This window comes from Sporanaerobacter sp. (genome assembly GCF_047830725.1).
Classification (GTDB): Bacteria; Bacillota; Clostridia; order Tissierellales; family Sporanaerobacteraceae; genus Sporanaerobacter.
This window is the reverse complement of sequence record NZ_CP181252.1, coordinates 441,439-468,283: the sequence shown is the minus strand read 5'-3', so window position 1 is coordinate 468,283 and position 26,845 is coordinate 441,439. Positions and strand designations below refer to the sequence as shown.

The window sequence follows — 26,845 nt, the reverse complement described above, 5'->3', positions numbered from 1 at the left end:
TATTGAAAAATATGTAGAATAATTAGATATAATTCATAATCATTATATAGAAAGGATGAGTTAAGTGGGTCAAGAAAAATTAGACTATAGGAAAACGTTTGTTTTGGGATTAGGTTTTTTTTCGGTAAGTATTGTATGGCCAGTTTATAACTCTTTTGTACCTATAATGCTGGAAAACTATATCAAAAGTACTACTCTTATAGGAGCTGTAATGACTATAGACAATTTGTTTGCAGTAATATTTCAACCAATTTTTGGAGCATTAAGTGACAAGACTAATACTAGATTTGGTAGAAGGATGCCATATTTATTGATTGGAGTCCCTTTAGCAGCAATTTTTTGCTCTCTTATACCCAGTGCCAATAGTTTATTTATGCTCATGACTTTTGTGATACTTATGAATTTTTCAATGAGTATATTTAGAGCTCCAACTGTAGCACTTATGCCCGATGTAACACCTAGTCATCTCAGAAGTAAAGCCAATGGAGTCATAAATTTCATGGGAGGTTTGGCTGCTGTTATAGCTTATGGATTGGGGGGTTTTCTATATAAAAAAGGAACTGCTTATCCTTTCTATATGTCTTCCATAATAATGACAATGGCACTTATATTATTATATGTTTTTATAAAAGAGCCTAAAATGGTGGAAGAAAAAGAAAAAGTTAAAAGCAAAGAAAAGGATATAGCTAAAAGCAAAAGTTTACTTTTCATATTGTTTGCAATATTTTTCTGGTTTACAGGTTTTAATGCTGTAGAAACTTTTTTTTCGCTATATGGTCAATATGAATTGGGAATAGATCCAGGAAAAGCTTCTATGATTTTAACTTCATTTTCCCTTTCTTTTTTGATTTTTGCTATACCTGCTGGTTTTGTCGGGACTAAATTGGGAAGAAAGAAGACCATATTGTTGGGTATTGTAGGGGCTTTAGCAGTATTTACTTTGTTGATATTTGTAAAAAATGTTTCTGCTATGGTAGTTCTCTTAATCATTGGAGGAATGTTCTGGGCTCTTATAAATATAAATTCTTATCCAATGGTAGTAGAAATGGCCCCAAGAGGTGGAGTTGGGACTTATACGGGGTATTATTACTTTTTTTCATCTTGTGCTGCAATTGTAAGCCCAATATTATTTGGTTGGATAAGAGATATGGTTCATAGCTATAAGCCGTTATTTATCTATTCATGTATTGCCTTTTCAGCAGCACTTTTATGTATGTTGTTTGTCAAGCATGGAGATTTCACAAAAAAAGATTATACAGAAGAAGATTTAAAATGTATGGAAGAAAATATATAGAAAATTTCCCAATATATTTACATCAAAGCACAAAGATGATATAATAAATATATCAATAAAATAAATGACAAATGAGAAGATGAGAGTGTATCAAAAAACTTGGGGACAGGTTTGTTGGTACACTTTTTTGTTTTTTTAGGATATGAGAAAAATTGAGGAGGCTAGAAAATGGGAGATAGCTTTTTTTCTAGAATAGCACAAAACCCTATTATAGCAGCGGTAAATGATTTAAATAATTTAAATAGTGCATTAAATTCACCTTGTGAAAATATATTTCTATTAACGGGAAATATATTCAATCTAGAAGATATAGTGTACAAGATAAAATCTAATGGCAAAGGGGTTTATGTCCATATAGACTTAGTAGAGGGTATTTCTAAAGACAATTGGGGATTAGAATATATAGTTAAAAATGTAAAGCCAGATGGGATTATTACTACAAAAAGCAATTTAATCAAACTTGCCAAGGAATTTGATATTTTAACAATACAAAGATTATTTATACTGGATTCCCTATCTCTAGATACAGGTATAAGGTCTATAAAAACTACAAGGCCAGATGCTGTAGAGATATTGCCTGGAACAATGCCTAAAATAGTGAAGAAAATTTTCGAAGAAACGAATACGCCTATAATTACTGGTGGACTCATAATGGATAAAGAGGATGTGATTCAAAGCTTAAATTCAGGAGCTATAGCTATATCTACAAGCAATGAAAAAGTATGGTATATGTGAAACAAGAAGGGGGTTTTATTTATGTATGATGTAGCAATAATAGGAGCAGGTATTGTTGGTACTTTTATAGCCCGAGAATTGTCACGATATGATTTAAATATTGTGCTTATAGAAAGGGAAAATGATATATCAAATGGTTGTACAAAAGCAAATACTGGTATAGTTCATGCGGGTTATGATCCAAAACCTGGGACAAATATGGCTAAATTCAATGTGAAAGGCAATCCTATGTTTGACAAAGTCTGTGAAGAATTGGATGTGCCTTTTAAGAGAATAGGCTCATTAGTGCTTGGTTTTGATGAGGAAGATGAGAAAACCATCGATGAATTGTATGAAAGAGGACAAAAAAATGGTGTGCCTCAATTAAAAATATTAAATAGAGAAGTAATAGAAAATATAGAGCCAAATATCGGAAAAGAAGTGACAAAAGCTTTGTATGCACCTACAGCAGGCATTATAGGGCCTTGGGAATTGGCTATAGCTCTTGCAGAAAATGCTGTTGATAATGGAGTTGAATTGCTTTTAAACAATGAAGTGTTAAATATATCTAAATTAGAAGAAGGATATTTAGTAGAGACCACAGAAAAGAAGCTCTATGCAAAGTACATTATAAACTGTGCAGGAGTATATGCAGATAAGATAAATAGCATGGTATCAGATGAGAAATTTGACATAATACCTAAAAATGGTCAGTATTTTGTCCTTGATAAAAGTGTAGGGGATATGGTTAATACAGTGATTTTCCAATGTCCAAAGTCTTATGGAAAGGGAGTAGTAGTCACTCCTACTGTTCATGGAAATCTAATGATTGGTCCAGACAACCAAATAGCAGAATCAAAAGAGTCAAAGGAAACTTCAAGAGATAGATTAAATGAGATAAAGAAAGTTGCAAGAAAAAGTATAGAGGGAATACCTTTTGGCAAGAATATCACCAATTTTACTGGAATTAGAAATGAACCAAGTACAGGAGATTTCATTATTGGGGAAGCAATAGATGCTAAGGGATTTATAAATGTAGCAGGTATAAAATCTCCAGGGCTTACTTCTTCACCAGCTATTGCAGAATATGTAGTAGAGCTTTTAAAAGAAATATCGGGAGGATTAAAAGAAAACAAAGATTTTAATCCTAGAAGGAAAAAAGTCATAAGATTTAATGAGTTAAGTGATGAAGAAAAAAATGAATTGATAAAAAAGGACCCAAGGTATGGAAGAATTATCTGTAGATGTGAAAGTATAACTGAAGGTGAAATAGTAGATTGTATCCATAGAAATGCAGGAGCTACTACTGTAGATGGAGTCAAGAAAAGGACTAGACCAGGTACAGGAAGATGTCAAGGTGGATTTTGTTCTCCAAGAGTCATGGAAATATTGGCAAGAGAATTAAATAAAGATATGACTGAAATAGTTAAAGATGGAGTGGATTCATATATTTTAATCGGACAAACAAAGGAAGTTTAAGAAAGGGGTGATTTTAGTGGATTATGATATTGTAGTGATTGGAGGAGGACCAGCTGGACTTGCGGCGGCTATTGAAGCAAAAAAAGAAGGGATAGAAAATATCCTTGTTATAGAAAGAGATAAAGAACTTGGAGGAATACTTAAACAGTGTATTCACAATGGTTTTGGTCTCCATGTATTTAAAGAAGAACTTACAGGGCCTCAGTATGCAGAACGATTTATAAATGAATTGAAGGAAATGGGAATTGAATATAAATTAGATACTATGGTTTTGGATATAAATAAAGATAAATCTATCAGTGCTATAAATGGAGTTGATGGATTTATAAATATAAATGCAAAGGCAATAGTTCTTGCTATGGGCTGTAGAGAAAGACCAAGAGGAGCTATAATGATTCCAGGAACAAGACCAGCGGGAATATTTACTGCTGGTACTGCTCAAAGATTTATAAATATAGAAGGTTATCAAGTAGGCAAAAAAGTAGTGATACTTGGTTCAGGGGATATAGGCCTTATAATGGCTAGAAGACTTATGTTGGAGGGAGCCGAAGTAGAAGCAGTAGTAGAAATAATGCCTTATTCTAGTGGATTAAATAGAAACATTGTACAATGCTTAGATGACTTTGATATTCCTCTTTTATTAAACCATACAGTTATAGATATAAGGGGAAGGGATAGAGTAGAAGGGGTTGTAGTTGCAGAAGTTGATGAAAATAAAAATCCTATAAGTGGTACAGAACAATATTATGAATGTGACACATTGCTCCTTTCAGTAGGGCTTATACCCGAAAACGAACTTTCTACCAAGGCAGAAGTAGAAATTCATCCAGTGACAGGAGGACCTATAGTCAATGAGTCTATGGAAACCAGTATTAGTGGAATATTTGCTTGTGGAAATGTAGTTCATGTTCATGATTTAGTAGACAATGTGACTATGGAAAGTTTCAAAGCAGGAAAATGTGCGGCAAAATATGTAAAAGGTGAATTAAAAAAAGAGGCAAAGACAATTGAAACTATTCCTGGAGAAGGAATTAGATATATAGTGCCTCAAAAGATAAGAGTAGAAAATGTAGAAGATGGTATAAATTTATTTATGAGAGTTACAGAGATATATAAAAATTCTAAATTAGTTGTAAAGAAGAATGATACTGTTTTAAAAGAAATAAAAAAGATACAATTAACTCCTGGAGAAATGGAAGAAATAATATTAGATGGAGAAATGCTTAAATGTAAAGATATAGACAATTTGACAGTGTATGTAGAAAGTGAGGTGTAGGATATGGAACAATATGAAAAAACATGTATAGTATGTCCAAGGGGATGTAGGCTTACTATAACCAAAGATGATACCAAAGGGGGATATGTTGTAGAAGGAAATACTTGCAAAAGAGGAGAAGAATATGGAATAAAAGAAGTTACAAATCCTACTAGAGTTTTGACAAGCACTGTAAAATTAAAAAACAGTTTCCATAAGAGATTGCCTGTAGTCACCAAAGGAAGCATACCCAAAGGTAAAATTTTTGATTGCATGAAAGTCATAAACAAAGTCGAAATAGAGCCTCCTATTAGAGAAGGCGATATTGTCATTGAAAATATTTTAAATACAGGCATAGACCTTATAGCCTCTCGAAGTATAGAAGTATAGGAAATATTGTTTTTAAAAATTTTTTCAAACCTTAGTCATTTAGGCTAGGGTTTTTCATTTTCACTTATTTAATATACATATTTTTCAATGAATGTTTATTTTAGAGACAATATAGTATATAATAAAAATATAAAATACACAACTTTGCTTTGGACGGTGAAAGATGAAATACAAAAATGGCTTATAAAAATATAAAACAGGAGGTGAATACTATGGATAATGAAGAAAAATTATTTGAACTGATGACTAAAATGTATAACGAAGTGCAAAAAGAATTTGCAAATTTTAGGGGCGAAATGCAAGAAGGCTTTAAACAAGTAAACGGTAGAATTGATAATGTTGAAGTTGAAATGAAAGATTTCAGAAAAGAAACAGCAGATAAAATTAAAGAAGTAAACGGTAAAATTGATAATGTTGAAGTTGAAATGAAAGATTTTAGAAAAGAAACAAATGAAAGATTTGACAGACTTGAAAATAAAATGGACGATATTGAAGCAAAGAATGCTGATAGGCATGTGGAAATTACTGGACAAATAGAAGATATGAAATCAGATCTTTCCAGAATAGAAATTAATACCGCTGACAACTGGAGAGATATTGCTAGAATCAAAGCTAAATAATATTTTTTCAAACCTTAGTCATTTAGGCTAGGGTTTTTTCATTATTTCCATTATAATAGTATGTATAAGAAAAGGGGACAAAAGGGCACAAAAGAACCGTCCCCTTGATAGGAAGGGTGAAGTAAATGAATTTTTTGGAAGGATTAAATGATAGGCAGAGGGAAGCAGTTTTACATACAGAAGGGCCACTACTTATATTGGCTGGAGCAGGTAGTGGAAAGACCAGGGTACTTACTCACAAAATAGCCTATATGGTTGAAGAAAAGGGGGTTTTCCCGGGAAATATTTTGGCTATAACTTTTACAAATAAAGCTGCCAATGAAATGAAAGAGAGAGTTAGAAGTCTTGTTGGAGATAAGATAGATGATATATGGATAGGGACTTTTCACTCTATATGTGTGAGAATTTTAAGACGAGATATTGATAAGATAGGATACAATAGAAACTTTGTCATATATGATACTGATGATCAAAAAACTGTCATAAAAGAGTGTATAAAAGAAAAAAATCTCAATACTGAAATATTCAAAGAAAAGTCTATATTAAGTACTATAAGTTCACTAAAAGATACTATGGTTAAACCAGATTCTTATATAAATGAAAATTATGGAGATTATTATAAAAGAAATGTAGGGGAATTGTATGCTCTATATGAGGAAAAACTCAAGAAGAACAATGCACTGGATTTTGATGATTTGATTTTGAAAGCTGTTGAGTTACTTAATACAAATTTCCAGGTACTTGAGTATTATCAAAAGAAATTCAAATATATTTATGTAGATGAATATCAAGATACAAATGGAACTCAATATGAACTTGTTCATTTACTTTCTCAAAAGTACAAGAATTTATGTGTTGTGGGGGATGATGATCAGTGTGTTGTTGAAGGTTCTAAAATTGCTACAGTAAATGGAGATATCTCTGTGGAAGAGTTAAAAGAATGCAATAAAATTTATTCAGCTGCTGGCAAGGGAGAAATTTTAGAAGGAACTATTGAGAAAATAATGAAGAAAAGGTATGAAGGGCCTATAATAAAGATAAAAACTAAATCAGGAAAGATAATTAAAACTACCCCAAATCACATAATGTTTGGCAAACTTAATCCAGAACCAGGTGTTTACTATGTTTATTTGATGTATAGACTAGATAAAGGATATAGAATAGGTATGACTCAAGGAGTAAGGTCAAGGGACAAGGAGATAGTAAATGGACTTATGGTTAGATTAAATCAGGAACATGGAGATAAAGCCTGGATTATAAGAACATGTAAAAGCAAACAAGAAGCAGTATTTTATGAACAATTATTTTCTTTAAAGTATCAAATACCCACTTGTTGTTATCACGCAGTAGGTAGAAATTTAACTATGGATCAAAAGCATATAGATAGATTATTTGAGGGAATAGATACAAGGAATAATGTAGTAAAACTAATGGATGATTTGCTGCTGTTTGAAGAATATCCACATCATAGAGCAAATGCTATCATTAGGGGGCAGTCTATAAGACGAATTGTCAATTTAAGTTTTTTTAGTGGGAAAAAAAGTGGTATAGAATCAGGATGGTATAGCCATAGAATTTGTTTTAATACAAGTGGTGAAAATTTAAAAGAAAGGTTCATAGATTCAGGCTTTCCTACGAGAAATGGAAATAGGGAAACTTGGAGGGTAGAGACGGAAAGAGTAGGATATGATGAGGCAGTGGATTATGTAAAGAAAATTGAGGCCTTAGATGCAAATATAGAAGTTGTAAAAAGAGCTAGATTAACTGAAGATAATTATTTTAATTATATTCCTGCTTCTCATATAAGACCCAATATGAGTATTCCAGTATATGAAAATGGGAAAATAGTTGAAGATATAGTAAGTGAAACTTCGGTTGAAGAATATAGTGGATTTGTATATGATATTTCAGTTCCTAATTTTAGACAATATGTTTGTGAAGATATTGTAGTCCATAATTCGATTTACGGATGGAGAGGGGCAGATATAGGGAATATTTTGAATTTTGAAAGGGATTTTCCAAATGCGAAAATAATTAAATTAGAGCAAAATTATCGTTCTACTAAAAACATATTGAATGTAGCTAATTCTGTCATTAGAAATAATAATGAAAGAAAAGACAAGGCTCTTTGGACAACTAATGAGGAAGGAAATCCTATAGGTATAAATATGACTTTTGATGAACGTGAAGAAAGTAGTCTTGTAGCTGAAAAAATAATGGAATTAACAGATGAGGGAAAATACAAGTATAGAGACTTTGCTATACTATATAGGACCAATGCTCAATCTAGAACTTTTGAGGAAGTTTTTATGAGAAGAAATATACCTTATAGAATTGTAGGTGGACTTAAGTTCTATGATAGAAAAGAAGTAAAGGATATTATTGCATATTTAAGACTTATTCAAAATCCATTGGATGATGTTTCTTTAAAGAGGATTATAAATGTTCCTAAAAGAGGAATAGGAAATGCAACCTTAGAAAAGGTAGAAAACTATGCCCAAAGAAAAGCAGAAAGTCTTTATAGCACTCTTTTAGATGTAGAGGATGTACCAGGCCTTTCTCAAAGGGCTATAAACAATTTAAAAAAATTTACTGATATGATAAATAAGTATATTGCCATGAGCCAAGTTATGGGATTAAAGGATTTTGTAGAGGAAGTAGTATATGGAACTGGATATATTAAAGAGTTGGAAGAAGAGGGGAGCGATGAATCTGCCACTAGAATAGAGAACTTGAAGGAATTTATTTCTGTTGCAGTAGATTTTGAGATGCAAAATGTAGATGGAAATTTGGAAGATTTCTTGGCCAATGTTTCTCTTCTTTCTGATACAGACAAGACAGCTGATGTAAATGAGGCTGTGACTATGATGACTGTACACAGTGCCAAAGGATTAGAGTTTCCAGTGGTATTTTTGGTAGGTATGGAAGAAGGATTATTTCCTATTGCTAGAGCTATTGACAGTGAAAGTGAATTGGAAGAAGAAAGAAGATTATGCTATGTAGCTATAACTAGGGCTGAGGAGCAGTTGTTTATTTCCTATGCAAATATGCGAACTATATATGGAAATACTACTTATTCTGTACCTTCTAGATTTTTAAAAGAAATACCTTTGGAATATGTAGAGACCAATGACAAAAACAAAGAAATGACTAAAAAAGATGTAATTGTGAAAGAATTTACAAGGAGAGAAACAAAGGCTCCTGATTTGAAATACAACAAAGACGATGTAAAGGTCGGGTCAAAAGTTAGACATAAATTGTGGGGAGTAGGTACTGTAGTTCAATTAAAAGACAAAGGAAAGGATACAGAAATAGTTGTTGCTTTTGAAGATAAAGGATTGAAGAAGTTGATACTTTCTATTGCTCCAATAGAAGTTATTTAAGGAGAGGATGCTTGTGGATAATATAGAGAGAATGAAAGAACTTATAGATATTATAGAAGATTTGAATTATCATTATTATACATTAGACAATCCAAAAGTAAGCGATGGAGAATATGACAAGATTTATTATGAGCTGGTAGAGTTAGAAAAACAAACGGGAGTAGTATTACCTTATTCACCTACGCAAAGAGTAGGTGGAGAAATTCTTGAAAGATTCCAAAAGCATGTTCATTTGGCAAAGCTATGGAGTTTAGATAAAAGCCAAAGTATAGGAGAACTAAAGAATTGGGACAAAAAAGTGAGAAGATTGATAGATGAATACAATACCACTCATGATGACAAATTGCCTGAGCCTACTTATGTAGTAGAATACAAATTTGATGGGCTAACTATAAATCTTACCTATAAAAATGGAGAACTTGTAGAAGGAGCTACTAGAGGAAATGGAGAAGTTGGAGAGGCTATACTTTCTCAAATAAAGACCATAAAATCCATTCCCCTTAAAATAAATTTTAAGGGAACTATTGAAATTCAAGGGGAAGGCCTTATGCCACTATCTGCTTTGGAAAAATACAACAAAACTCATGATGAGCCTCTAAAAAATGCACGAAATGCTGCTGCAGGAGCTCTTAGAAATTTAGATCCAAAAGTTACAAAGGAAAGAAATCTTATAGGATATTTTTATAATGTAGGATATATAGAAGGTAAAAAGTTTGAAACCCATGTAGAAATGTTGGAATTTTTAAGAGAAAATAGGCTGCCAGTAAATGAATATTTAAAACTTTATGAAACAATTGATGAAGTAGTGGAAGAAATAGAAAGAGTAGACATTGAAAGAAAAAAACTTGACGTATTGACAGATGGAATAGTTATCAAAATAAATGATATGAGAACTAGGGAAATTCTGGGGTATACTCAGAAATTTCCCCGTTGGGCTATAGCCTATAAATTTGAGGCAGAAGAGACAACTACAAAGCTATTAGAAGTTGAGTGGAATGTAGGAAGAACAGGGAAAGTAACTCCAACAGCTATTTTATCTCCTGTGGAAATTGGAGGAGTCACAGTCAAAAGGGCAACTTTAAACAACTGGGATGATATACAAAGAAAAAAATTAAAGATAAATTCCAATGTATTAATCAGGCGTTCTAATGATGTCATACCAGAAATAATGGGTACCATGGATACAGAGGAAGAAACAAAAGAAATAGAGAAACCTAAATATTGTCCTGCCTGTGGTAGTGAACTTGTTCAAGATGGAGTTCATATATTTTGTCCAAATTCACTGACTTGCAAACCTCAACTCGTATCAAGGATGGTACATTTTGCCAGTAGAGATGCTATGAATATTGAAGGATTCAATGAAAAGACAGCGGAAAAACTATTTGAGGAGCTTGATTTGACTGATATACCTCAAATCTATGAATTGAAATATGAAGATCTCATAAATTTGGAAGGTTTCAAAGAAAAAAAGACTAAAAATTTGCTTTCGGCTATTGAAAAGAGCAAGGAATGTACACTGGATTCTTTTATATATGCGTTGGGCATACCAAATGTTGGGAAAAAGACCGCGAGAGATTTGGCCAATCATTTTAAGTCTTTAGATAAAATTCTTGATGCTAAATACGAAGAACTTATAACTATTCCAGATGTGGGAGATGTCATAGCAAATAGTATCATAGAGTTCTTCCACGATTCTAAAATACTAGATGGCATTGACAAACTTTTATATGAAGGTGTCAATCCTAAACATGAAGAAAGTGAAACCCTTCAAAATACTTTCTTTAGTGGCAAAACTGTGGTTTTGACAGGAACTATAGATGGAATCTCTAGAAATGAGTTGAAAGAGATTATAGAAAAAATGGGTGGGAAAGTATCAGGTAGTGTTAGCAAGAAAACTGACTATGTCATAGTAGGGGAAGACCCAGGTTCTAAATATGAAAAAGCATTGAGTTTAGGAATTGAAATAATAGATGAAAATAGGCTAAAAACCATTATTTGATTTTTTAGTTAAACAAGTGGTAAAATAAGAACATGACCTTGATTTCACAAGGTAAAGGAGGTTAGAAAATGATTTTAAAAGAAGATGTAAAACATATAGCAAATCTTTCAAAGCTCAATTTCAATGAAGATGAAATGGAAGATTTTACAGTTAAATTTTCTCAAATAATTGAATATGTAGAAAAGTTAAAAGAAGTAGATACAGAAAATATAGAGCCTACTTATCAGGTAAATCCAAATTATCAATTTATGAGAGAAGATGAAGTGAAAGAAAGCTTTAGTAGAGAAGAAGCTCTATTAAATGCTCCAGACAGTGAATACGGGTATTTTAAACTACCTAAAGTAATAGATTAGAGAGGTGAGTGTTTTGGATATAACTAGACTTTCAGCTGTAGAACTTAGAAAAAAGCTTTTAAATAGAGAAATATCCAGTGTAGAAATTGTAGAAAGCTATTATAAAAAAATAGAAGAAACCGAAAAAGATATAGATGCATTTATTACTCTGACTAAAGATGAAGCTATAAAAACAGCAAAAAATATAGATGAAAAAATAGCCAATAATGAGGAAGTTGGAGTACTTGCAGGTATTCCAATAGCTGTTAAAGACAATATTGCAACTCGTGGAATAAAGACTACATGTGGTTCGAAAATATTGGAAAATTTTGTTTCACCATATGATGCTACAGTAGTAGAAAAAATAAAAAGAGAAGATGGAATAATCATAGGCAAGACCAATATGGATGAGTTTGCTATGGGTTCTTCTACAGAAACATCTTATTTTAAGAAGACTAAAAATCCTCATGATTTAGAAAGGGTACCAGGAGGTTCTAGTGGTGGTTCTGCTGCAGCTGTAGCGGGATTTGAAGCACCACTGTCATTAGGCTCAGAAACAGGAGGTTCCGTGAGAGAGCCAGCTAGTTTTTGTGGAGTTGTGGGACTTAAGCCTACATATGGACTTGTATCTAGATATGGGCTTATAGCTTTTGCATCTAGCCTTGACCAAATAGGGCCTTTTGCAAGGAATGTAGAGGATACTGCACTATTGTTGAGTGTTTTGGCAGGATATGATGAAAAAGATTCTACATCTGTAGACAATAAAAGTATAGACTACACAAAGGAACTTAATTCAAATGTAAAAGGAATGAAATTTGCACTACCTAAAGAATACTTTGGAGAAGGAATAGATGAAAAAGTCAAAAAAAAGGTACTAGAAGCAGTAGAAGCTTTAAAAGGCCTTGGAGCAGAAGTAGAAGAAATATCTTTGCCTTATACAGAATATGCTCTATCTTGTTATTATATAATATCCACATCAGAAGCTAGTTCCAATTTAGCTAGATTTGATGGTGTAAGATATGGATACAGGGCTGAAAATTATAAAGACTTAGATGAATTGTATGTAAATACTAGAAGCGAAGGATTTGGTGAAGAAGTAAAGAGAAGAATAATGCTTGGGACTTTTGCCCTAAGTAGTGGGTACTATGATGCCTATTACAATAAGGCTCAAAAGGTTAGAACTCTCATAAAGAGGGATTTTGACAAAGCTTTTGAAAAATATGATGCTATAATTTCTCCAACAGCACCAATACTTCCATTTAAAATTGGAGAAAAGGTAAATAATCCATTGTCCATGTATATGTCAGATATTTTAACAGTTTCAGTCAATTTAGCTGGGGTCTGTGCTATATCTGTGCCTTGCGGAAATGTAAATGGACTTCCAGTAGGACTCCAAATCATTGGAGATAGATTTGAAGAACAAAAAATTCTCAACATTGCCTATACTTATGAAAAAAATAGAGGTGAAGAAAATGGCTTATAAAACTATTATTGGTCTTGAAATACATTCTGAACTCATGACAAAATCAAAAATATTTTGTAGCTGTACTACTGAATTTGGTGGAGAAGCAAATACTCACTGTTGTCCTGTATGTTTAGGTCTTCCGGGGGCTCTTCCAGTTATAAATAAGAAGGTAGTTGAATATGGTATAAAAGCAGGGCTTGCTTTCAATTCAAAAATTGCCAAGGAAACTAAAATGGATAGGAAAAATTATTTTTATCCTGATTTAGTTAAAGGATATCAGATTTCTCAATATGATATTCCTCTTTGCGATGGAGGATATATAGAGATAGAAAAGGAAAATGGTCCTAAAAAAATAAGACTTAGAAGAATACACATAGAAGAAGATACAGGAAAATCCATTCACTCAGAAGATGGAGGAAGTCTTCTTGATTACAATAGAAGTGGTGTGCCTTTAATTGAAATAGTTACAGAACCTGATATGAATTCTCCAGAAGAAGCAAGAGAATTTCTTGAAAAATTAAAAGCTACTTTAAGATATATAGAAGTTTCGGACTGTAAAATGGAAGAAGGTTCTCTTCGCTGCGATATAAATATAAATGTAGTTGATGAAGATACAGGAAAAAGGACTACTATCACAGAACTTAAAAATTTAAACTCTTTCAAGGCTGCTGTAAAAGCTATGGAGTATGAAGAAAAAAGACATATTAACCTTTTAAAACAAGGCAAAGATGCTTTAAGGGAAACTAGAAGATGGGATGAGATAAAGAATGAAACTATAGTCATGAGAAGCAAGGAAGATGCTGCAGATTATAGATATTTTCCAGAACCTGATTTGGTCAAAATGAAAATAGAGGATGATTGGATTGAAGAAATAAGAAACAATCTACCAGAACTTCCTCATGACAAAAAAGAAAGATTTATAAAACAATATGATATTCCGGAATATGATGCAGGAGTACTTACTCAAACAAAAGAATTGGCAAATTTCTTTGAGGAAACAGTTAAATATGAAGTTGATCCTAAAAAAGCAAGCAATTGGATTATGGGAGACGTTTTAAGATGGATAAAAGATGAAGATAAAGAAGTTGAAGAACTAAAACTTACCCCAAAGAATTTAGCTGAATTCATTTCTCTTATTGATGAAGGCAAAATAAGTAACAATATTGGGAAAAAAGTGATAAAAGACATGCTTGACACTGGGAAACCTGCAAATGATATTGTCAAAGAAAAAGGACTTATTCAAATAAGCGATGAAGGAGAACTAAAAAATATAGTCGAAAAAGTAATAAATGAAAATGAACAATCCATAATAGACTATAAAAATGGAAAAGATAGAGCATTGGGATTTTTGGTAGGTCAGGTTATGAAAATGACTAAAGGCAAGGCAAATCCACAACTTGTCAATAAAATTATGCTTGAAATTATCTCAAAGAGATAATTTCAAGCATATATTACGATTTATTAATAGTTTATTAAAGTTTTTTTAATTGAAATAAAGTATAAAAGCTAGTAATATATTAAGAAAAACCAAAAGACTCATGCTATTTTCAAATTTCTGAATATTTAAATTAAAGAAGATTTTTATAAGGGTTAAATCAAACTTCAGAAAATACTGAAGGATTGAACCCTTTAGCTAAATTTACAAAGATATTTAAAGGGGGGAGGGCTATAGGCAAAGTGAATTATCGCAATATTCAATAAAATTCGACAAAATTTTTTGGAGGTGTTCATATGTTAAATTACTCTTTAAAAAGAGCTGGGATGGCCATTTTAACAATTTGGGTTATAGTGACCATTACTTTCTTTTTAATGCATGCAATACCTGGAGATCCATTTACAGATCAGAAAAAGATACCACCAGAAATCATGGAAAAAATCAATAAAAAGTATGGACTAGATAAACCGCTGATAGTACAATATGGAACTTATCTTAAAAATCTTCTTAAAGGTGATTTGGGAATATCTATGAAATACAAAAACAGATCAGTCAATACGATTTTAGAGGAAAGTTTTCCTGTTTCAGCTAAAGTAGGATTGATGGCAGTAGCTATAGGAGGAATATTGGGAATACTATTTGGTATAATTGCGGGTCTCAATAGAGGAAAATTTTTCGACTTTTTTGTAATTGTAATAGCTGTAATAGGAGTTTCAGTACCAAGTTTTGTATTTGCTGCACTTTTCCAATATGTATTTGGAGTTAAACTGAAGTGGTTTCCTGTCGCTAGATGGGGTACACCAGCTCACTATGTAATGCCAGTATTAGCATTGGGATTAAGGCAAATAGCCTATATAGCGAGAATGATGAGAACAAGTATGCTTGATGTATTGGGACAAGACTATATAAAAACTGCTAAAGCCAAAGGCCTTTCTCGCTATCAGGTAACTTGGAAACATACTATTAGAAATGCTATTCTTCCTATAGTTACAATATTGGGAGTTTCAATAGCTGGAATAGTAGTAGGTTCTTTTGTTATAGAGAGTATATTTGCAATACCTGGTATAGGTAAGCACTATGTTCAAAGTATTACTCAACAAGATTATACACTTATCATGGGTACAACTGTATTCTACGCTATTATATTAGTTGTGATGATGTTCATAGTAGATGTTGTATATGGATTAGTTGATCCAAGAATCCGTCTAGAGTAAAGGAGGGGAAGAGATGTCAGACGTTAATGTGAAACAGCCAGAAAAGCTCAGTTTATCTAAAGATATGTTTGAAATTGTTGGAAAAGACGAAATGAATTATGACAAAATAGTTAGACCAAGTCTTACCTATTGGGCAGACGCTTGGAGAAGACTTAAAGAAAACAAATTAGCTATCATGAGTATTGTTATATTGGTTATAGTAGTAGCTATGGCTTTTATAGGACCACATTTGAGACCTTGGACATATGATTATCAGGATTTTTCAGTTATAAACAAAGGGCCTGACAGTGAACATTGGTTTGGAACCGATGATTTAGGAAGAGATCTATTTGTAAGATGTTGGCAAGGTGCTAAGATTTCTCTTTTTATAGCGCTTATTTCTACAATAATAAATGTAACTATTGGTATTATATACGGTGGTATATCTGGATATTTAGGTGGAAAGACAGATATGATCATGATGCGTATAGTAGAAATAATATATTCCATACCTGAATTACTATGGGTAATTTTACTTATGGTAGTTATAGGACAAGGATTGGGAACAATTATTTTGGCTATATCCATAACTGGATGGGGTGGAATGGCTAGAATAGTTAGAGGGCAGATACTACAAATCAAACAGATGGAATATGTACTTGCTGCCAAGACATTGGGAGCAGATACTTCAAGAATTATAACCAAACATTTAGTACCAAATACTATGGGACCAATAATCATAAATTTAACTTTCCAAGTTCCTGGAGCTATATTTACAGAGGCTATGCTTAGCTATATTGGATTGGGACTTCCAGAACCTATAGCAAGTTGGGGTACATTGGCTCAAAGGGGTACGAGGATGCTTCTCATCCATCCATATCAATTGCTCTTCCCTGCATTGCTTATTTCTATAACAATGCTTGCTTTTAACATTTTAGGTGATGGACTTAGAGACTCATTAGACCCAAGATTGAGAAAATAAGGAGGGAAGAATAGTGGAAGCTCAAAATGATAAATTGCTATTAGATGTAAAGAATTTGCACGTTTCTTTTGACACTTATGCGGGAGAAGTTAAAGCTGTTAGAGGCGTTAGTTTTCACGTAGATAGAGGAGAGACCCTAGCTATAGTTGGAGAGTCTGGATGTGGCAAATCGGTTACTGCTCAGGCTATAATGCAGTTAAATCCTATGCCACCGGGAAGAATAAAAGAAGGGAATATTTTCTTTGAAGGTAAGGATTTGGTTAAATATAGTGATAGAAAGATGGAAACTGTCAGAGGAAAGGAAATAAGTATGGTTTTCCAGGACCCTATGACATCTTTAAACCCTACTATGAAAGTAGGAAAGCAAATCATGGAAGGACTTATAAAACATCAAAACATGTCAAAAGCTGAAGCTAAAGAAAGAGCTATAGAAATGCTTAGACTTGTAGGACTTCCAAATCCAGAAAAAAGAGCGGAACAATATCCTCATGAATTTAGTGGTGGAATGAGGCAAAGAGCTGTTATAGCTATAGCTTTGGCATGTAATCCAAAACTACTCATAGCTGATGAACCTACAACTGCACTAGATGTAACTATTCAAGCTCAAATAATAGAACTTATGAAAGAATTACAGATTAAGTTAGATACATCTATAATCATTATTACTCATGATTTAGGAGTAGTTGCGAAGATTGCAGATAGAATAGCTGTAATGTATGCGGGTGTTATAATTGAAAGTGGAACTAATGAAGAAGTATTTCACAATCCACATCATCCATATACTTGGGGACTTTTAAAATCTGTGCCAAGGCTTGATAGAGCACAAAAAGAAAGATTAATTCCTATATATGGAACTCCACCAGATTTGTTTGCACCACCTCCAGGATGTCCATTTGCAGCTAGATGTGACTATGCTATGAAAATTTGCAAAGATCACTATCCAACGAGATTTGATCTATCAGATACTCATTATGCTCATTGTTGGTTAGAACATGAGTTGGCACCAAGAGTTGAAAGACAGGAAGCACAAGGGGGTGCGAAATAGTCATGACTGAAGAAAAGAAACCTTTATTGATTGCAAGAAATTTAAAGAAATATTTTCAAGTGGGGAAAGGTCTTACATTGAAAGCTGTCGATGGGATTAATTTCCACATAGATGAAGGAGAGACTTTGGGACTTGTAGGTGAGTCTGGATGTGGAAAATCAACTGTTGGAAGAACTATTATAGGCCTTTATGAGGCTACAGATGGCGAAGTAATATTTGATGGTATGAATTTGAGCCAATTAAATAGAGATGATAGAAAACAGTTTACAAGAACTGCACAAATGATATTTCAAGACCCCTATGCATCTCTTAATCCAAGGATGACAGTTACGGATATTATAGGTGAAGGTATTGACATCCACGGTTTGTATGAGGGGGAAGAAAGGCAAAAGAGAATATATGATCTTCTTGAAATGGTAGGACTAAATAGAGAGCACGCTAGCCGTTTTCCTCATGAATTTAGTGGGGGCCAAAGACAGCGTATAGGAGTAGCTAGGGCTTTGGCCATAGAGCCTAGATTTATTGTATGTGATGAGCCTATTTCTGCCCTTGATGTGTCTATTCAAGCTCAAGTAGTAAATCTTCTTGAGGATTTGCAGGAAAATTTAGGATTGACATATTTATTTATAGCTCATGACCTTTCTATGGTTAAGCATATATCAGATAGAATAGCAGTTATGTATTTAGGGGCTATAGTTGAAACTGCACCAAGTGCAGAATTATATGACTATCCTCTTCATCCATATACTCAAGCTTTGCTTTCGGCAGTGCCAATACCAGATCCTACGATAGAAAAGAGTAGACAGAGGATTATATTGGAAGGAGATGTGCCAAGTCCAATAAACCCACCACCTGGATGTAAATTCCAAGGAAGGTGTAAATACGTTCAAGATATATGTAAAAAAGAAACTCCAGAGTTAAAAGAAATGAGGGCTAATCACTTTGTAGCTTGTCATATGGTTAAATAAAGAAATAGTTATGTATTTAATATAAAAGACATAAAAATATATAAGATTGTACTTTAGCTTGACAATATATTAAAATTTATTTATACTTTTATTAAATCAAATTATTATATAGGCCTATAAAATTACAAAAAAACAATAAATATAAGAAAAATGTCGAAAAGAATCTAATTTTTATTAATAAATATTTTTTAAAATGAAGGATTTTTAAAAAATATCTAGAATAGTTTAAATAATGAGACAATATATCAGGAGGTGATACTTGAAAACTTATATTGTGAGCATTAACGCATAAAATATAAATTATAAGGGGGAAAGCTTCATGAGAAAACACAAATGGTTAGTTTTGCTATTGGTATTGTCTATGGTATTGTCACTTGTTTTAACTGGCTGTGGGAAAAATGAAGATACACCACCTGCCAACAGTGAAGAAGGTGGAAGTGAAGAAGAAGTAGTTGATGATGGAGAAAAACTTGCAGATGAACAAATTTTAAGGTTAAACTGGGGTGAAGAACCACCAGATCTAGATCCACAAACTACAACTGACCAAGTATCAATTGAAATTTTAAATGCTGTTTATGAAGGACTTGTAAGATTGCAACCAGATGGAACAGTTTCTCCAGGACTTGCAGAGAGCTGGGATATAAGTGATGACCAATTAACTTATACTTTCCATTTAAGAGATGCAAAATGGTCAGATGGCACACCAATTACTGCAGAAGACTTTGAATATGCATGGTTTAGAGCTATTGATCCAGAAGTAGCAGCTCAATATTCATATCAACTTACAGATACAGGAGCAATTAAAAATGCTGGCAAGTATTTTAATGGAGAAATTACTGACAAAGAACAAGTTGGTATAAAAGCTCTTGATGAAAAGACATTGCAAGTAGAGCTTGAAAGACCAGTACCATTTTTCTTGAGTTTGACATCATTCGTAACATTTATACCACCACAAAAAGCTGCTGTTGAAAGCTTTGGAGATACATTTGCATCAGAAGCAGACAAGATGGTATATAGTGGACCATTTATCATTAGTGAATGGGAACATGAGCAAAAATTGGTTTTGAAGAAAAATGAAAGCTATTGGGATGCAGAAAATGTAAAACTTCAAGAAATTCGTGGAGATATGATTACGGATAGCAATACTGCTATAAATCTATATGAAACTGGTGAATTAGACATCACTGGAGTTCCACCAGAATTTTTGGATAATTACAAAGATACTGAAGAATTCATAAATTTAGCTGAGGCTACAACTTGGTATATTCAATACAATTGCGAAGATAAATATCTACAAAACAAGAATTTAAGATATGCATTGTCTTATGCTATAGATGTTCAGTCTTTTGTTGACAATGTATTGGCAAATGGTTCAATAGTTGCAGGAGGACTTACTCCTACATTGTTGCCAGGAAAAGATGGAAAAGAATTTGCTGAAAATCGTGGACACATATTACCAAAATATGATCCAGCAAAAGCTAAAGAATATTTTGACAAGGCATTGGAAGAATTAGGTGTTACTGCGGAAGAAGTTGGGAAACACTTGACATTCTTGACAGGTGAAAGTGATACAGCTAAAAAGCAGGCAGCAGCTATTCAGAATATGTGGAAACAAAATCTTGGTATAGAAGTTCAAATTGAATCAGTTTCATTTAAACTTCGTATAGACAGATATGATAGAAAAGACTATACTACAACCTTTGCTGGTTGGGGTGGAGACTACAATGATCCACTTACATTCATGGATTTGTGGGTAACGGGTGGAGGAAATAATACAGCATACTGGTCAAATGCAGAATATGATGCAGCTATAAAGAAAGCTCAAACAGGCATGGGAGATGAAAGAATTGACGCTATGCTAGAAGCTGAAAAGATTCTTGCCGAAGAATTGCCAGTATTCCCAATATTCTATAGAGCTAGAAACTTTGTTCAAAGAACTTATGTAAAAGATGTTGCTAGATTCCCAGTTGGAGCAGATATAGATTTCAAATGGGCTTATATTATAGAACATTAAATTGATAAATTGTGCGACAGTGGGGACGGTTCTCACTGTCGCAATTTTTTATTTCCTATTCCTAAGGGATTGTTCTCCATTTCGCAATTTTTTCACTTTTTCTCTAAAATATGGACAGTCTTCTGATGGTGTTCCTGAAGAGTTAGTTACATGGTTGAGAGTACAGATTCCTTCATTTTGATAGATGCAATTTTCACTACAGTTGATAAGCATTTGAAATGTACCTCCTCAATGTATTTTGTAAAGACTATTTTGCCCTGTTTACATATAAATTATGTTACATTATGATTACAAATGGCTTATTTGATTGACATAGCAAATGCACTAATGATATAAATTATTTAAGATTATTAATAAAGAAGAGAGGCTTTAGAAAGGGGCAATATTTATGAAAAAATGTGGAATCATCTTATCGTTTTTGATTGTTTTGTTATTATTTAGTTCTTTTAGTATTGCAGCTAAAAATTATAGTTATACTACTATTACTATTGATGGAAAGAAACAAAGTGTTTCCACAGTGCCTGTACTTGTAGATGGACAAGCTATTAATTCAGATGTTCCACCATTTATTTATAAAGACTATACAATGGTGCCTATAAGATTTGTTGCTGAAAGTTTAGGCTCAGAGGTCAGTTGGAATGGGAAAAACAAAACTGTAACCATAAATGATTCTAAAAAGCAAATAGTACTTGGGATAAATAGCTCCTATGTATACATAAATGGGCAAAAACAAAAATTGCCCAATGGAGTTCCCTCTCCAAAGCTTGTAAATACTTCCAATGCAAACTATTCTAGGACTATGATACCTTTAAGATTTGTATCAGAAACTTTAGGGCATAATGTGAAATGGGACAATGAAAAGAGAATAGCATATATAGAGAAAAATAAAGATATAGATAAAGAGATAAATGAAACTGAAATAAATAGCATCACAGTGGATTCTAATTCAAATATAAAAATATCAGCTTCAAGTACTTTTAAATATCAAGCTACAGATTTAACTAATCCTTCAAGAATAGTTATAGATATTCCCGATACTAAATTGAATTTAAAAGATGGTTCAAAGTTTGATGAAAATGGAATAGTTAATATTTCTGTAGGAAAAACTTATGTAGACAAAGTTAGTGCTTCTCAATTTTCAACAAATCCAAGTATCACACGAATAGTTATACATTTAAATGAAAATGTAGAATACAAAATTGTTTCAGCTAAAGATGAAAAGAGCATTGAAATTGGATTTACAAGATTAAACAAAGTAGAAAACTTAAAAATGGAGACTATAAATGGGCAAGAAGCAATTGTCATATATAATAGCTTAAATTCTAGAACCAATACATTAAAACTTAGCAATCCCAATAGAATTGTATTAGATATTTTGGATTCTACAGTAGATTTAGAAAAACAGATAAGCTATGATTATCAGCTTGGAATCATAAAAAATGTTAGAGTTTCGCAATTTTCACCAGATAGTCTCTACAAACCTGATGATAAAGTGGTTAGAGTAGTATTTGATATTAAGGATGGAATAAATGATCCCAATATAAAAATATCAAGTGATGGAAATAGGATAATCGTTATGCCAGATAAAAATCCTTGGGAAGGAATTAAATATGAAAACAATGGCAGTGAAAAGATCTTTTCTATCATGGCGAAGAATGAAACCAGATATACTACAAACTATGATACTTTACGAAAAATCATGGAAATAAATATACCAAAAGAAAATGCAAACTTAACAAATGGCACAATAAATGTGAATGATAATTTTATAGATAGAATAGTTATAAGTGACAACTCTGGAAATAGTAAAGTGGAAATTTATTTTAAAAAGAGCATAGAGTATGCTGTGCTATCAAAGGAAGTAGATAGTGAAATAAAGATAAAGTTTGCAAGAGATTCCCAAATTGAACCTAAAGAAAGGCTTATAGTTATAGACCCAGGTCATGGAGGAAAATATCCAGGAGCAATTTCCCAAAATGGCTATTATGAAAAAAACGTGACTATAAGTATTGCAAATAAATTAAATGATAGATTGAGAGAATTGGGATACAATACTGAAATGACAAGATATGATGATACTTACTTAGGGCTATATGATAGAACAGATATTGCAAATAAAATAAATGCAGATATATTTGTGAGTATTCATTCTAATGCTCATAATGATAAAAGTATTTCAGGGCTACAAACTTTATATCATCCTAGCAAAAAAGAAGGAGATGGGAGTAGCTACCAACTGGCAAAAATGATACATGAAGAAGTTCTCAAATCTACAGGATTTCAAGATAAAAAGATGGTAGAAAGGCCAAATCTAGCAGTACTTAGAACTTCTAATATGCCAGCGGCATTGATTGAAGTTGGATTTATAAGTAATTTAGAGGATGAAAAACTTATTACAAATAGTGAGTTCCAAGATAGGGTTGTAGATGGTATAATAAAGGGTATAGAAAGATATTTTGCTGAATACTAAACAAGCGGAGAATTCTCCGCTTGTTTAAATATATATTATGGAGGTTAAAAAATGGGAACATTTTCAGGCTATCTATTAATATTTTTTGCTAGAATTGCTGATGTATCCATGTCTACTTTTAGAACTTTGATGGTAGTACAAGGAAGAAGAGCTCAAGCGGCTGTTATAGGATTTTTTGAAATAATCATATATGTAATGGCTCTTGGAAAAGTTGTCAATGGATTAAGCGATCCGGGAAATTTACTTGCCTATGCATTGGGATTTGCTTGTGGAAATTTTGTAGGTATAACTATAGAAGAAAAGGTTGCCTTGGGAAATTTATTTGCTCAAGTCATACTTAAAGGCACTCAAAATGAAGAACTTTTGAATAAATTGAGAGAAGAAGGATTTGGAATCACAGTAGTTGAAGGCTATGGAAAAGAAGGAACACGACAAATTTTAAATATTGCACTAAATAGAAAAGATTTAGATAGTTTAAAAAGAATAATATATGAAAGTGATTCAGATGCATTTATAACTGTAAATAGTATAAAGCCTGTCAGTGGTGGCTATTTTGTTCCAATAAAAAAGAAATAATCATAGTATCCCCTGCCGTCTAATATAATGTATTAGAAAAGCTAAGGAGGGTTGGGGAGATGGACAATATAAAGAAAATTTTACTTATTGTACTTATTTTAGCTATCGGAATTAATTTAAGTGCTTGCAGCGGAAAAGGCGGTTTTAAAGGACTTTTTTCAAAAGATGATGATATAGAGATAATCAGAAGTGATAGTGAAGAATACGATATGACAGAAGATGAAGGTTTGAGAGAAACAGTGCTTTATTTTAAAAATGCTGAAGGTTTTCTGGTTCCTGTGATGAAAAAAATTCCTTGGGAAGAGGGTATTGCAAAATTAGCTCTTAAAAATATGATTGATAGTCCTTCTTTGAGGGAAAGTTTAGACCAAACTGGGCTTATTCCCATAATACCTGCTGGTACTGAAATAAGAGGTATGACTATTGATGGAGAAACAGGAATTTGTAAAGTTGATTTTTCAAAAGAAATTTTAAATTACGAATCGGAAAAAGATGAAGAAAATTTAATTAAAGGTGTAGTATATACACTCACAGAATTTCCTGCTATAAAAGAAGTACAATTTTTGATAGAAGGAAATTCCGCACCTGTTTTTAAATATGGAATGCAGGTAAATGGACCAATGAGGAGAGAAGATATAAATCTTGTGAAAAATTCAGAAGAATATAGATCGAAAGTGGTAGTATACTTTAAAGGAAATGGAAATGAAGAATTTGAGTATTTTATACCTGTAACCATTCCAACTCTTGCTCCAATGCCCAATGTGTTTACAGCATTGGAAGAATTGTTTAAAGGCCCTCCAGCTGAGGCAAGTCTTTATTCTAGTATTCCACAAGGGGTAACTTTAGAGGGCATAGAAATAAGGGATGGAGTAGCTTATGTAGATTTATCTTTTAATTCCATAGATTCAATAAATGAAAAGTATATATTTGATGAAATATCTAAAAGTATAGGACTTACACTAAGTGAATTTGAAAAGATAGAAAAAGTTGAATTGCTAGTTGAAGGTAAAACATTGGAGGAAGCAGGGATACAAGTTGATTACAATGAAACAATACCTGCTTTTGCAAATGAATATTAAGCTGCCAAATTGGGCAGCTTATTTTGTGAGTAAAATTTCATTATATATAGAAAAATAATTGCTTTTTTGTTATCATAAATAATGAACATTAAATATAGGAGATGTTTTGATGGATAGAATAGACAAAAGACAATATGATGAATTGAGAGAAATAAATATTACTAGAAATTTTTTAAAGCATCCACAAGGTTCAGTACTTATGGAGATGGGAGAAACCAAGGTCATATGTACTGCCATGATAGATGATAGAATTCCTCCTTTTTTGAAGGGTACAAATACAGGTTGGCTAACAGCAGAATATTCTATGATACCAGGTTCGACTATCATAAGAAAGGTAAGGGATTCTTCTAGAGGAAAAGTAGAGGGAAGATCTCAAGAAATACAAAGACTTATAGGAAGAGCTTTGAGGAGCGTAGTTGATTTAAAAGTTATAGGAGAAAAAACTATTTGCATAGATTGTGATGTAATTCAAGCTGATGGTGGCACAAGAACTGCTTCTATTACAGGATCTTTTGTAGCTCTTGTAGATGCATTTTATGTACTTTACAAACAAGGTGAAATTCCATATATTCCAATTAAAAATTTTGTTTCAGCTGTAAGTGTAGGTATAGTTAAAGGAGTTCCAGTGCTTGATTTATGTTATGAAGAAGATTCTAAGGCGGATGTAGATATGAATATAGTTATGACGGATGATGATAGATTTGTTGAGATTCAAGGAACAGGAGAAGAAAATACTTTCTCAATAGAAGAATTAAATACTTTAATTTCATTGGCAAGAAAGGGCAATAGAGAGATTATATCAATGCAAAAAAACTCTTTAGGAGAAATAGGAGAACTTGTAGGTAAAAAGCCTAGCAATATGGAAGGAGAAAACCAAAATGAATAAGAAAATAATTCTATCTACTGGAAATATTCATAAAGTAGAGGAAATAAAAGATATATTAAAAGGACTGCCTGTAAACATATACTCTAAAGATGATTTAGGTCTTGGAGATATTGAAGTTGAAGAAGATGGGACTACATTGGAAGAAAATGCAATAAAAAAGGCAATGGCTATTTCAGAAAAAGTAGATGGAATAGTTATTGCTGATGACACAGGTCTTTTTGTGGACAAATTGGGTGGAGAACCTGGAATTTATTCTTCAAGATATTCAGGAGAAAATGCTACTTATGAAGAAAACAATAAAAAACTTTTAAGAAAATTGGAAGGTGTAGCTTTAGAAGAGCGTACTGCAACTTTCAAAACGGTTATTGCTATAGTCACAGAAGATAAACAAGTCAAAACTGTATATGGAGAGTGTAAAGGAAAGATAGGATTTGAATCTAAAGGAGATAGTGGTTTTGGATACGATCCATTGTTTATAGTAGATGGCTATAACAAGACTTTTGCAGAACTAGGAGAAGATGTAAAAAACAAAATAAGCCACAGAGCTAAAGCTTTGGAAGAATTAAAAAAAGAACTAAAGAATATTATAGGGGCGACTAATGGTGAAAATATTTGTAGTAAGTGATACTCATGGAAAGATAGATAAGTTTATACAATTTGCAAAGATATTGGAAAAACCAGATCTTATAATACATTTAGGTGATTATGTAGATGATTCTTTTGAAATAGAAAGGCAAATGAATATAGATACTATAAGAGTAAAAGGAAATTGTGATTTTGACCGTGAAGGAGTTAATGAGGAGGAAATACTAAATATAAATGGAAAGAAAATATTTTTGACTCATGGCAATAAATACAATGTAAAATATGATTTATTTAGTCTTTCTTACAAAGCTAAAGAAGAAGGAGCAGATGTAGTTTTATTTGGACATACTCATACTCCTATTATTGAAGAATATGATGGGATACTTTTCATGAACCCAGGTAGTCCAACTATTCCGAGAAATATGTCTAGAAAGAGTTTTGGGATTTTAGAAATACAAGAAAAAATAATATCAAAAATAATAGAAATATAATTTTTTATATATTGACAAGCCGTTTTTTATCTGCTATAATTTTAAATTGTTAGCGGAAAAGCTTGGGGGCAAAACATTTTGAGCAGTGCGGGTGTAGCTCAGTGGTATAAGCAGGGGACCAAAATCGTGCATTTCGATTTTGTGTACATCGCTTAGTGGTACAGTTGCTAAAAGGCACTGAATAAGTACC

Annotated in this window: 23 protein-coding genes; 22 read left to right on the top strand and 1 reads right to left on the bottom strand. The window is 32.5% G+C overall.

Annotated features, from left to right (window positions below):
- Positions 1 to 64 precede the first annotated feature (64 nt).
- The 16 genes from ACFWUA_RS02290 to ACFWUA_RS02215 all read left to right on the top strand — a co-directional run bounded on the left by ACFWUA_RS02290 (position 65) and on the right by ACFWUA_RS02215 (position 20,568).
- Positions 65 to 1,294 (top strand): SLC45 family MFS transporter, encoded by a 1,230-nt coding sequence (locus ACFWUA_RS02290; protein ID WP_416198554.1) that lies wholly within the window; start codon positions 65 to 67, stop codon positions 1,292 to 1,294.
- Positions 1,295 to 1,462: 168 nt separating this feature from the next.
- Complete coding sequence (locus tag ACFWUA_RS02285) at positions 1,463 to 2,029, top strand: glycerol-3-phosphate responsive antiterminator (RefSeq protein WP_416198553.1); 567 nt, start codon at positions 1,463 to 1,465, stop codon at positions 2,027 to 2,029.
- A 21-nt stretch (positions 2,030 to 2,050) separates the two neighbouring features.
- The gene (locus tag ACFWUA_RS02280; RefSeq protein ID WP_416198552.1) at positions 2,051 to 3,487 is read left to right on the top strand and encodes an NAD(P)/FAD-dependent oxidoreductase; all 1,437 of its coding nucleotides are present in this window, start codon (positions 2,051 to 2,053) and stop codon (positions 3,485 to 3,487) included.
- 16 nt (positions 3,488 to 3,503) lie between these two features.
- Positions 3,504 to 4,763, top strand: a complete 1,260-nt coding sequence (locus tag ACFWUA_RS02275) for an NAD(P)/FAD-dependent oxidoreductase (protein WP_416198551.1) — start codon at positions 3,504 to 3,506, stop codon at positions 4,761 to 4,763.
- 3 nt (positions 4,764 to 4,766) lie between these two features.
- Complete coding sequence (locus ACFWUA_RS02270; RefSeq protein ID WP_416198550.1) at positions 4,767 to 5,132, top strand: DUF1667 domain-containing protein; 366 nt, start codon at positions 4,767 to 4,769, stop codon at positions 5,130 to 5,132.
- Positions 5,133 to 5,308: 176 nt separating this feature from the next.
- Entirely contained in the window at positions 5,309 to 5,752 is a 444-nt protein-coding gene (locus tag ACFWUA_RS02265) for a hypothetical protein (RefSeq protein ID WP_416198549.1), read from the top strand.
- A gap of 125 nt (positions 5,753 to 5,877) precedes the next feature.
- A complete protein-coding gene (locus tag ACFWUA_RS02260) occupies positions 5,878 to 9,135 on the top strand; it encodes a UvrD-helicase domain-containing protein (protein ID WP_416198548.1) in 3,258 nt (1,085 codons plus the stop codon).
- Positions 9,136 to 9,148: 13 nt separating this feature from the next.
- Positions 9,149 to 11,134 (top strand): NAD-dependent DNA ligase LigA, encoded by a 1,986-nt coding sequence (ligA, locus tag ACFWUA_RS02255; RefSeq protein ID WP_416198547.1) that lies wholly within the window; start codon positions 9,149 to 9,151, stop codon positions 11,132 to 11,134.
- Between the two features lie 68 nt (positions 11,135 to 11,202).
- Complete coding sequence (gatC, locus tag ACFWUA_RS02250; RefSeq protein WP_416198546.1) at positions 11,203 to 11,487, top strand: Asp-tRNA(Asn)/Glu-tRNA(Gln) amidotransferase subunit GatC; 285 nt, start codon at positions 11,203 to 11,205, stop codon at positions 11,485 to 11,487.
- Positions 11,488 to 11,491: 4 nt separating this feature from the next.
- The gene (gene gatA, locus ACFWUA_RS02245) at positions 11,492 to 12,949 is read left to right on the top strand and encodes an Asp-tRNA(Asn)/Glu-tRNA(Gln) amidotransferase subunit GatA (protein ID WP_416198545.1); all 1,458 of its coding nucleotides are present in this window, start codon (positions 11,492 to 11,494) and stop codon (positions 12,947 to 12,949) included.
- Positions 12,939 to 14,369 (top strand): Asp-tRNA(Asn)/Glu-tRNA(Gln) amidotransferase subunit GatB, encoded by a 1,431-nt coding sequence (gene gatB / locus ACFWUA_RS02240; RefSeq protein ID WP_416199162.1) that lies wholly within the window; start codon positions 12,939 to 12,941, stop codon positions 14,367 to 14,369. The genes gatA and gatB overlap by 11 nt, the downstream gene beginning before the upstream one ends.
- A gap of 293 nt (positions 14,370 to 14,662) precedes the next feature.
- On the top strand, positions 14,663 to 15,580 hold the full coding sequence (locus tag ACFWUA_RS02235) for an ABC transporter permease (protein ID WP_416198544.1): 918 nt from the start codon (positions 14,663 to 14,665) through the stop codon (positions 15,578 to 15,580).
- A gap of 13 nt (positions 15,581 to 15,593) precedes the next feature.
- Positions 15,594 to 16,541, top strand: a complete 948-nt coding sequence (locus ACFWUA_RS02230) for an ABC transporter permease (RefSeq protein ID WP_416198543.1) — start codon at positions 15,594 to 15,596, stop codon at positions 16,539 to 16,541.
- A gap of 10 nt (positions 16,542 to 16,551) precedes the next feature.
- On the top strand, positions 16,552 to 17,586 hold the full coding sequence (locus ACFWUA_RS02225) for an ABC transporter ATP-binding protein (RefSeq protein WP_416199161.1): 1,035 nt from the start codon (positions 16,552 to 16,554) through the stop codon (positions 17,584 to 17,586).
- Between the two features lie 2 nt (positions 17,587 to 17,588).
- Positions 17,589 to 18,554: an ABC transporter ATP-binding protein gene (locus ACFWUA_RS02220; protein WP_416198542.1), complete on the top strand. Its 966-nt coding sequence runs from the start codon at positions 17,589 to 17,591 to the stop codon at positions 18,552 to 18,554.
- Positions 18,555 to 18,873: 319 nt separating this feature from the next.
- The gene (locus tag ACFWUA_RS02215) at positions 18,874 to 20,568 is read left to right on the top strand and encodes a peptide ABC transporter substrate-binding protein (protein WP_416198541.1); all 1,695 of its coding nucleotides are present in this window, start codon (positions 18,874 to 18,876) and stop codon (positions 20,566 to 20,568) included.
- 48 nt (positions 20,569 to 20,616) lie between these two features.
- Here ACFWUA_RS02215 and ACFWUA_RS02210 read toward each other — a convergent pair whose 3' ends face one another.
- Positions 20,617 to 20,781, bottom strand: coding sequence for a hypothetical protein (locus ACFWUA_RS02210; RefSeq protein WP_416198540.1), 165 nt, complete (start codon positions 20,779 to 20,781; stop codon positions 20,617 to 20,619).
- Positions 20,782 to 20,956: 175 nt separating this feature from the next.
- Here ACFWUA_RS02210 and ACFWUA_RS02205 point away from each other — a divergent pair, with 175 nt between their 5' ends.
- From ACFWUA_RS02205 to ACFWUA_RS02180, 6 genes are all read left to right on the top strand, one after another.
- Positions 20,957 to 23,038 carry an N-acetylmuramoyl-L-alanine amidase gene (locus tag ACFWUA_RS02205; protein WP_416198539.1) on the top strand — a complete coding sequence of 694 codons (2,082 nt, stop codon included), beginning with the start codon at positions 20,957 to 20,959 and terminating at the stop codon, positions 23,036 to 23,038.
- A 51-nt stretch (positions 23,039 to 23,089) separates the two neighbouring features.
- Positions 23,090 to 23,614, top strand: coding sequence for a DUF2179 domain-containing protein (locus ACFWUA_RS02200; RefSeq protein WP_416198538.1), 525 nt, complete (start codon positions 23,090 to 23,092; stop codon positions 23,612 to 23,614).
- A gap of 59 nt (positions 23,615 to 23,673) precedes the next feature.
- The gene (locus ACFWUA_RS02195) at positions 23,674 to 24,693 is read left to right on the top strand and encodes a GerMN domain-containing protein (protein WP_416198537.1); all 1,020 of its coding nucleotides are present in this window, start codon (positions 23,674 to 23,676) and stop codon (positions 24,691 to 24,693) included.
- Positions 24,694 to 24,802: 109 nt separating this feature from the next.
- The gene (rph, locus tag ACFWUA_RS02190; protein WP_416198536.1) at positions 24,803 to 25,579 is read left to right on the top strand and encodes a ribonuclease PH; all 777 of its coding nucleotides are present in this window, start codon (positions 24,803 to 24,805) and stop codon (positions 25,577 to 25,579) included.
- Positions 25,572 to 26,204, top strand: a complete 633-nt coding sequence (locus ACFWUA_RS02185; RefSeq protein ID WP_416198535.1) for an XTP/dITP diphosphatase — start codon at positions 25,572 to 25,574, stop codon at positions 26,202 to 26,204. The genes rph and ACFWUA_RS02185 overlap by 8 nt, the downstream gene beginning before the upstream one ends.
- The gene (locus ACFWUA_RS02180) at positions 26,179 to 26,655 is read left to right on the top strand and encodes a metallophosphoesterase (protein ID WP_416198534.1); all 477 of its coding nucleotides are present in this window, start codon (positions 26,179 to 26,181) and stop codon (positions 26,653 to 26,655) included. Before ACFWUA_RS02185 ends, ACFWUA_RS02180 begins: the two co-directional genes overlap by 26 nt.
- Positions 26,656 to 26,845 lie beyond the last annotated feature (190 nt).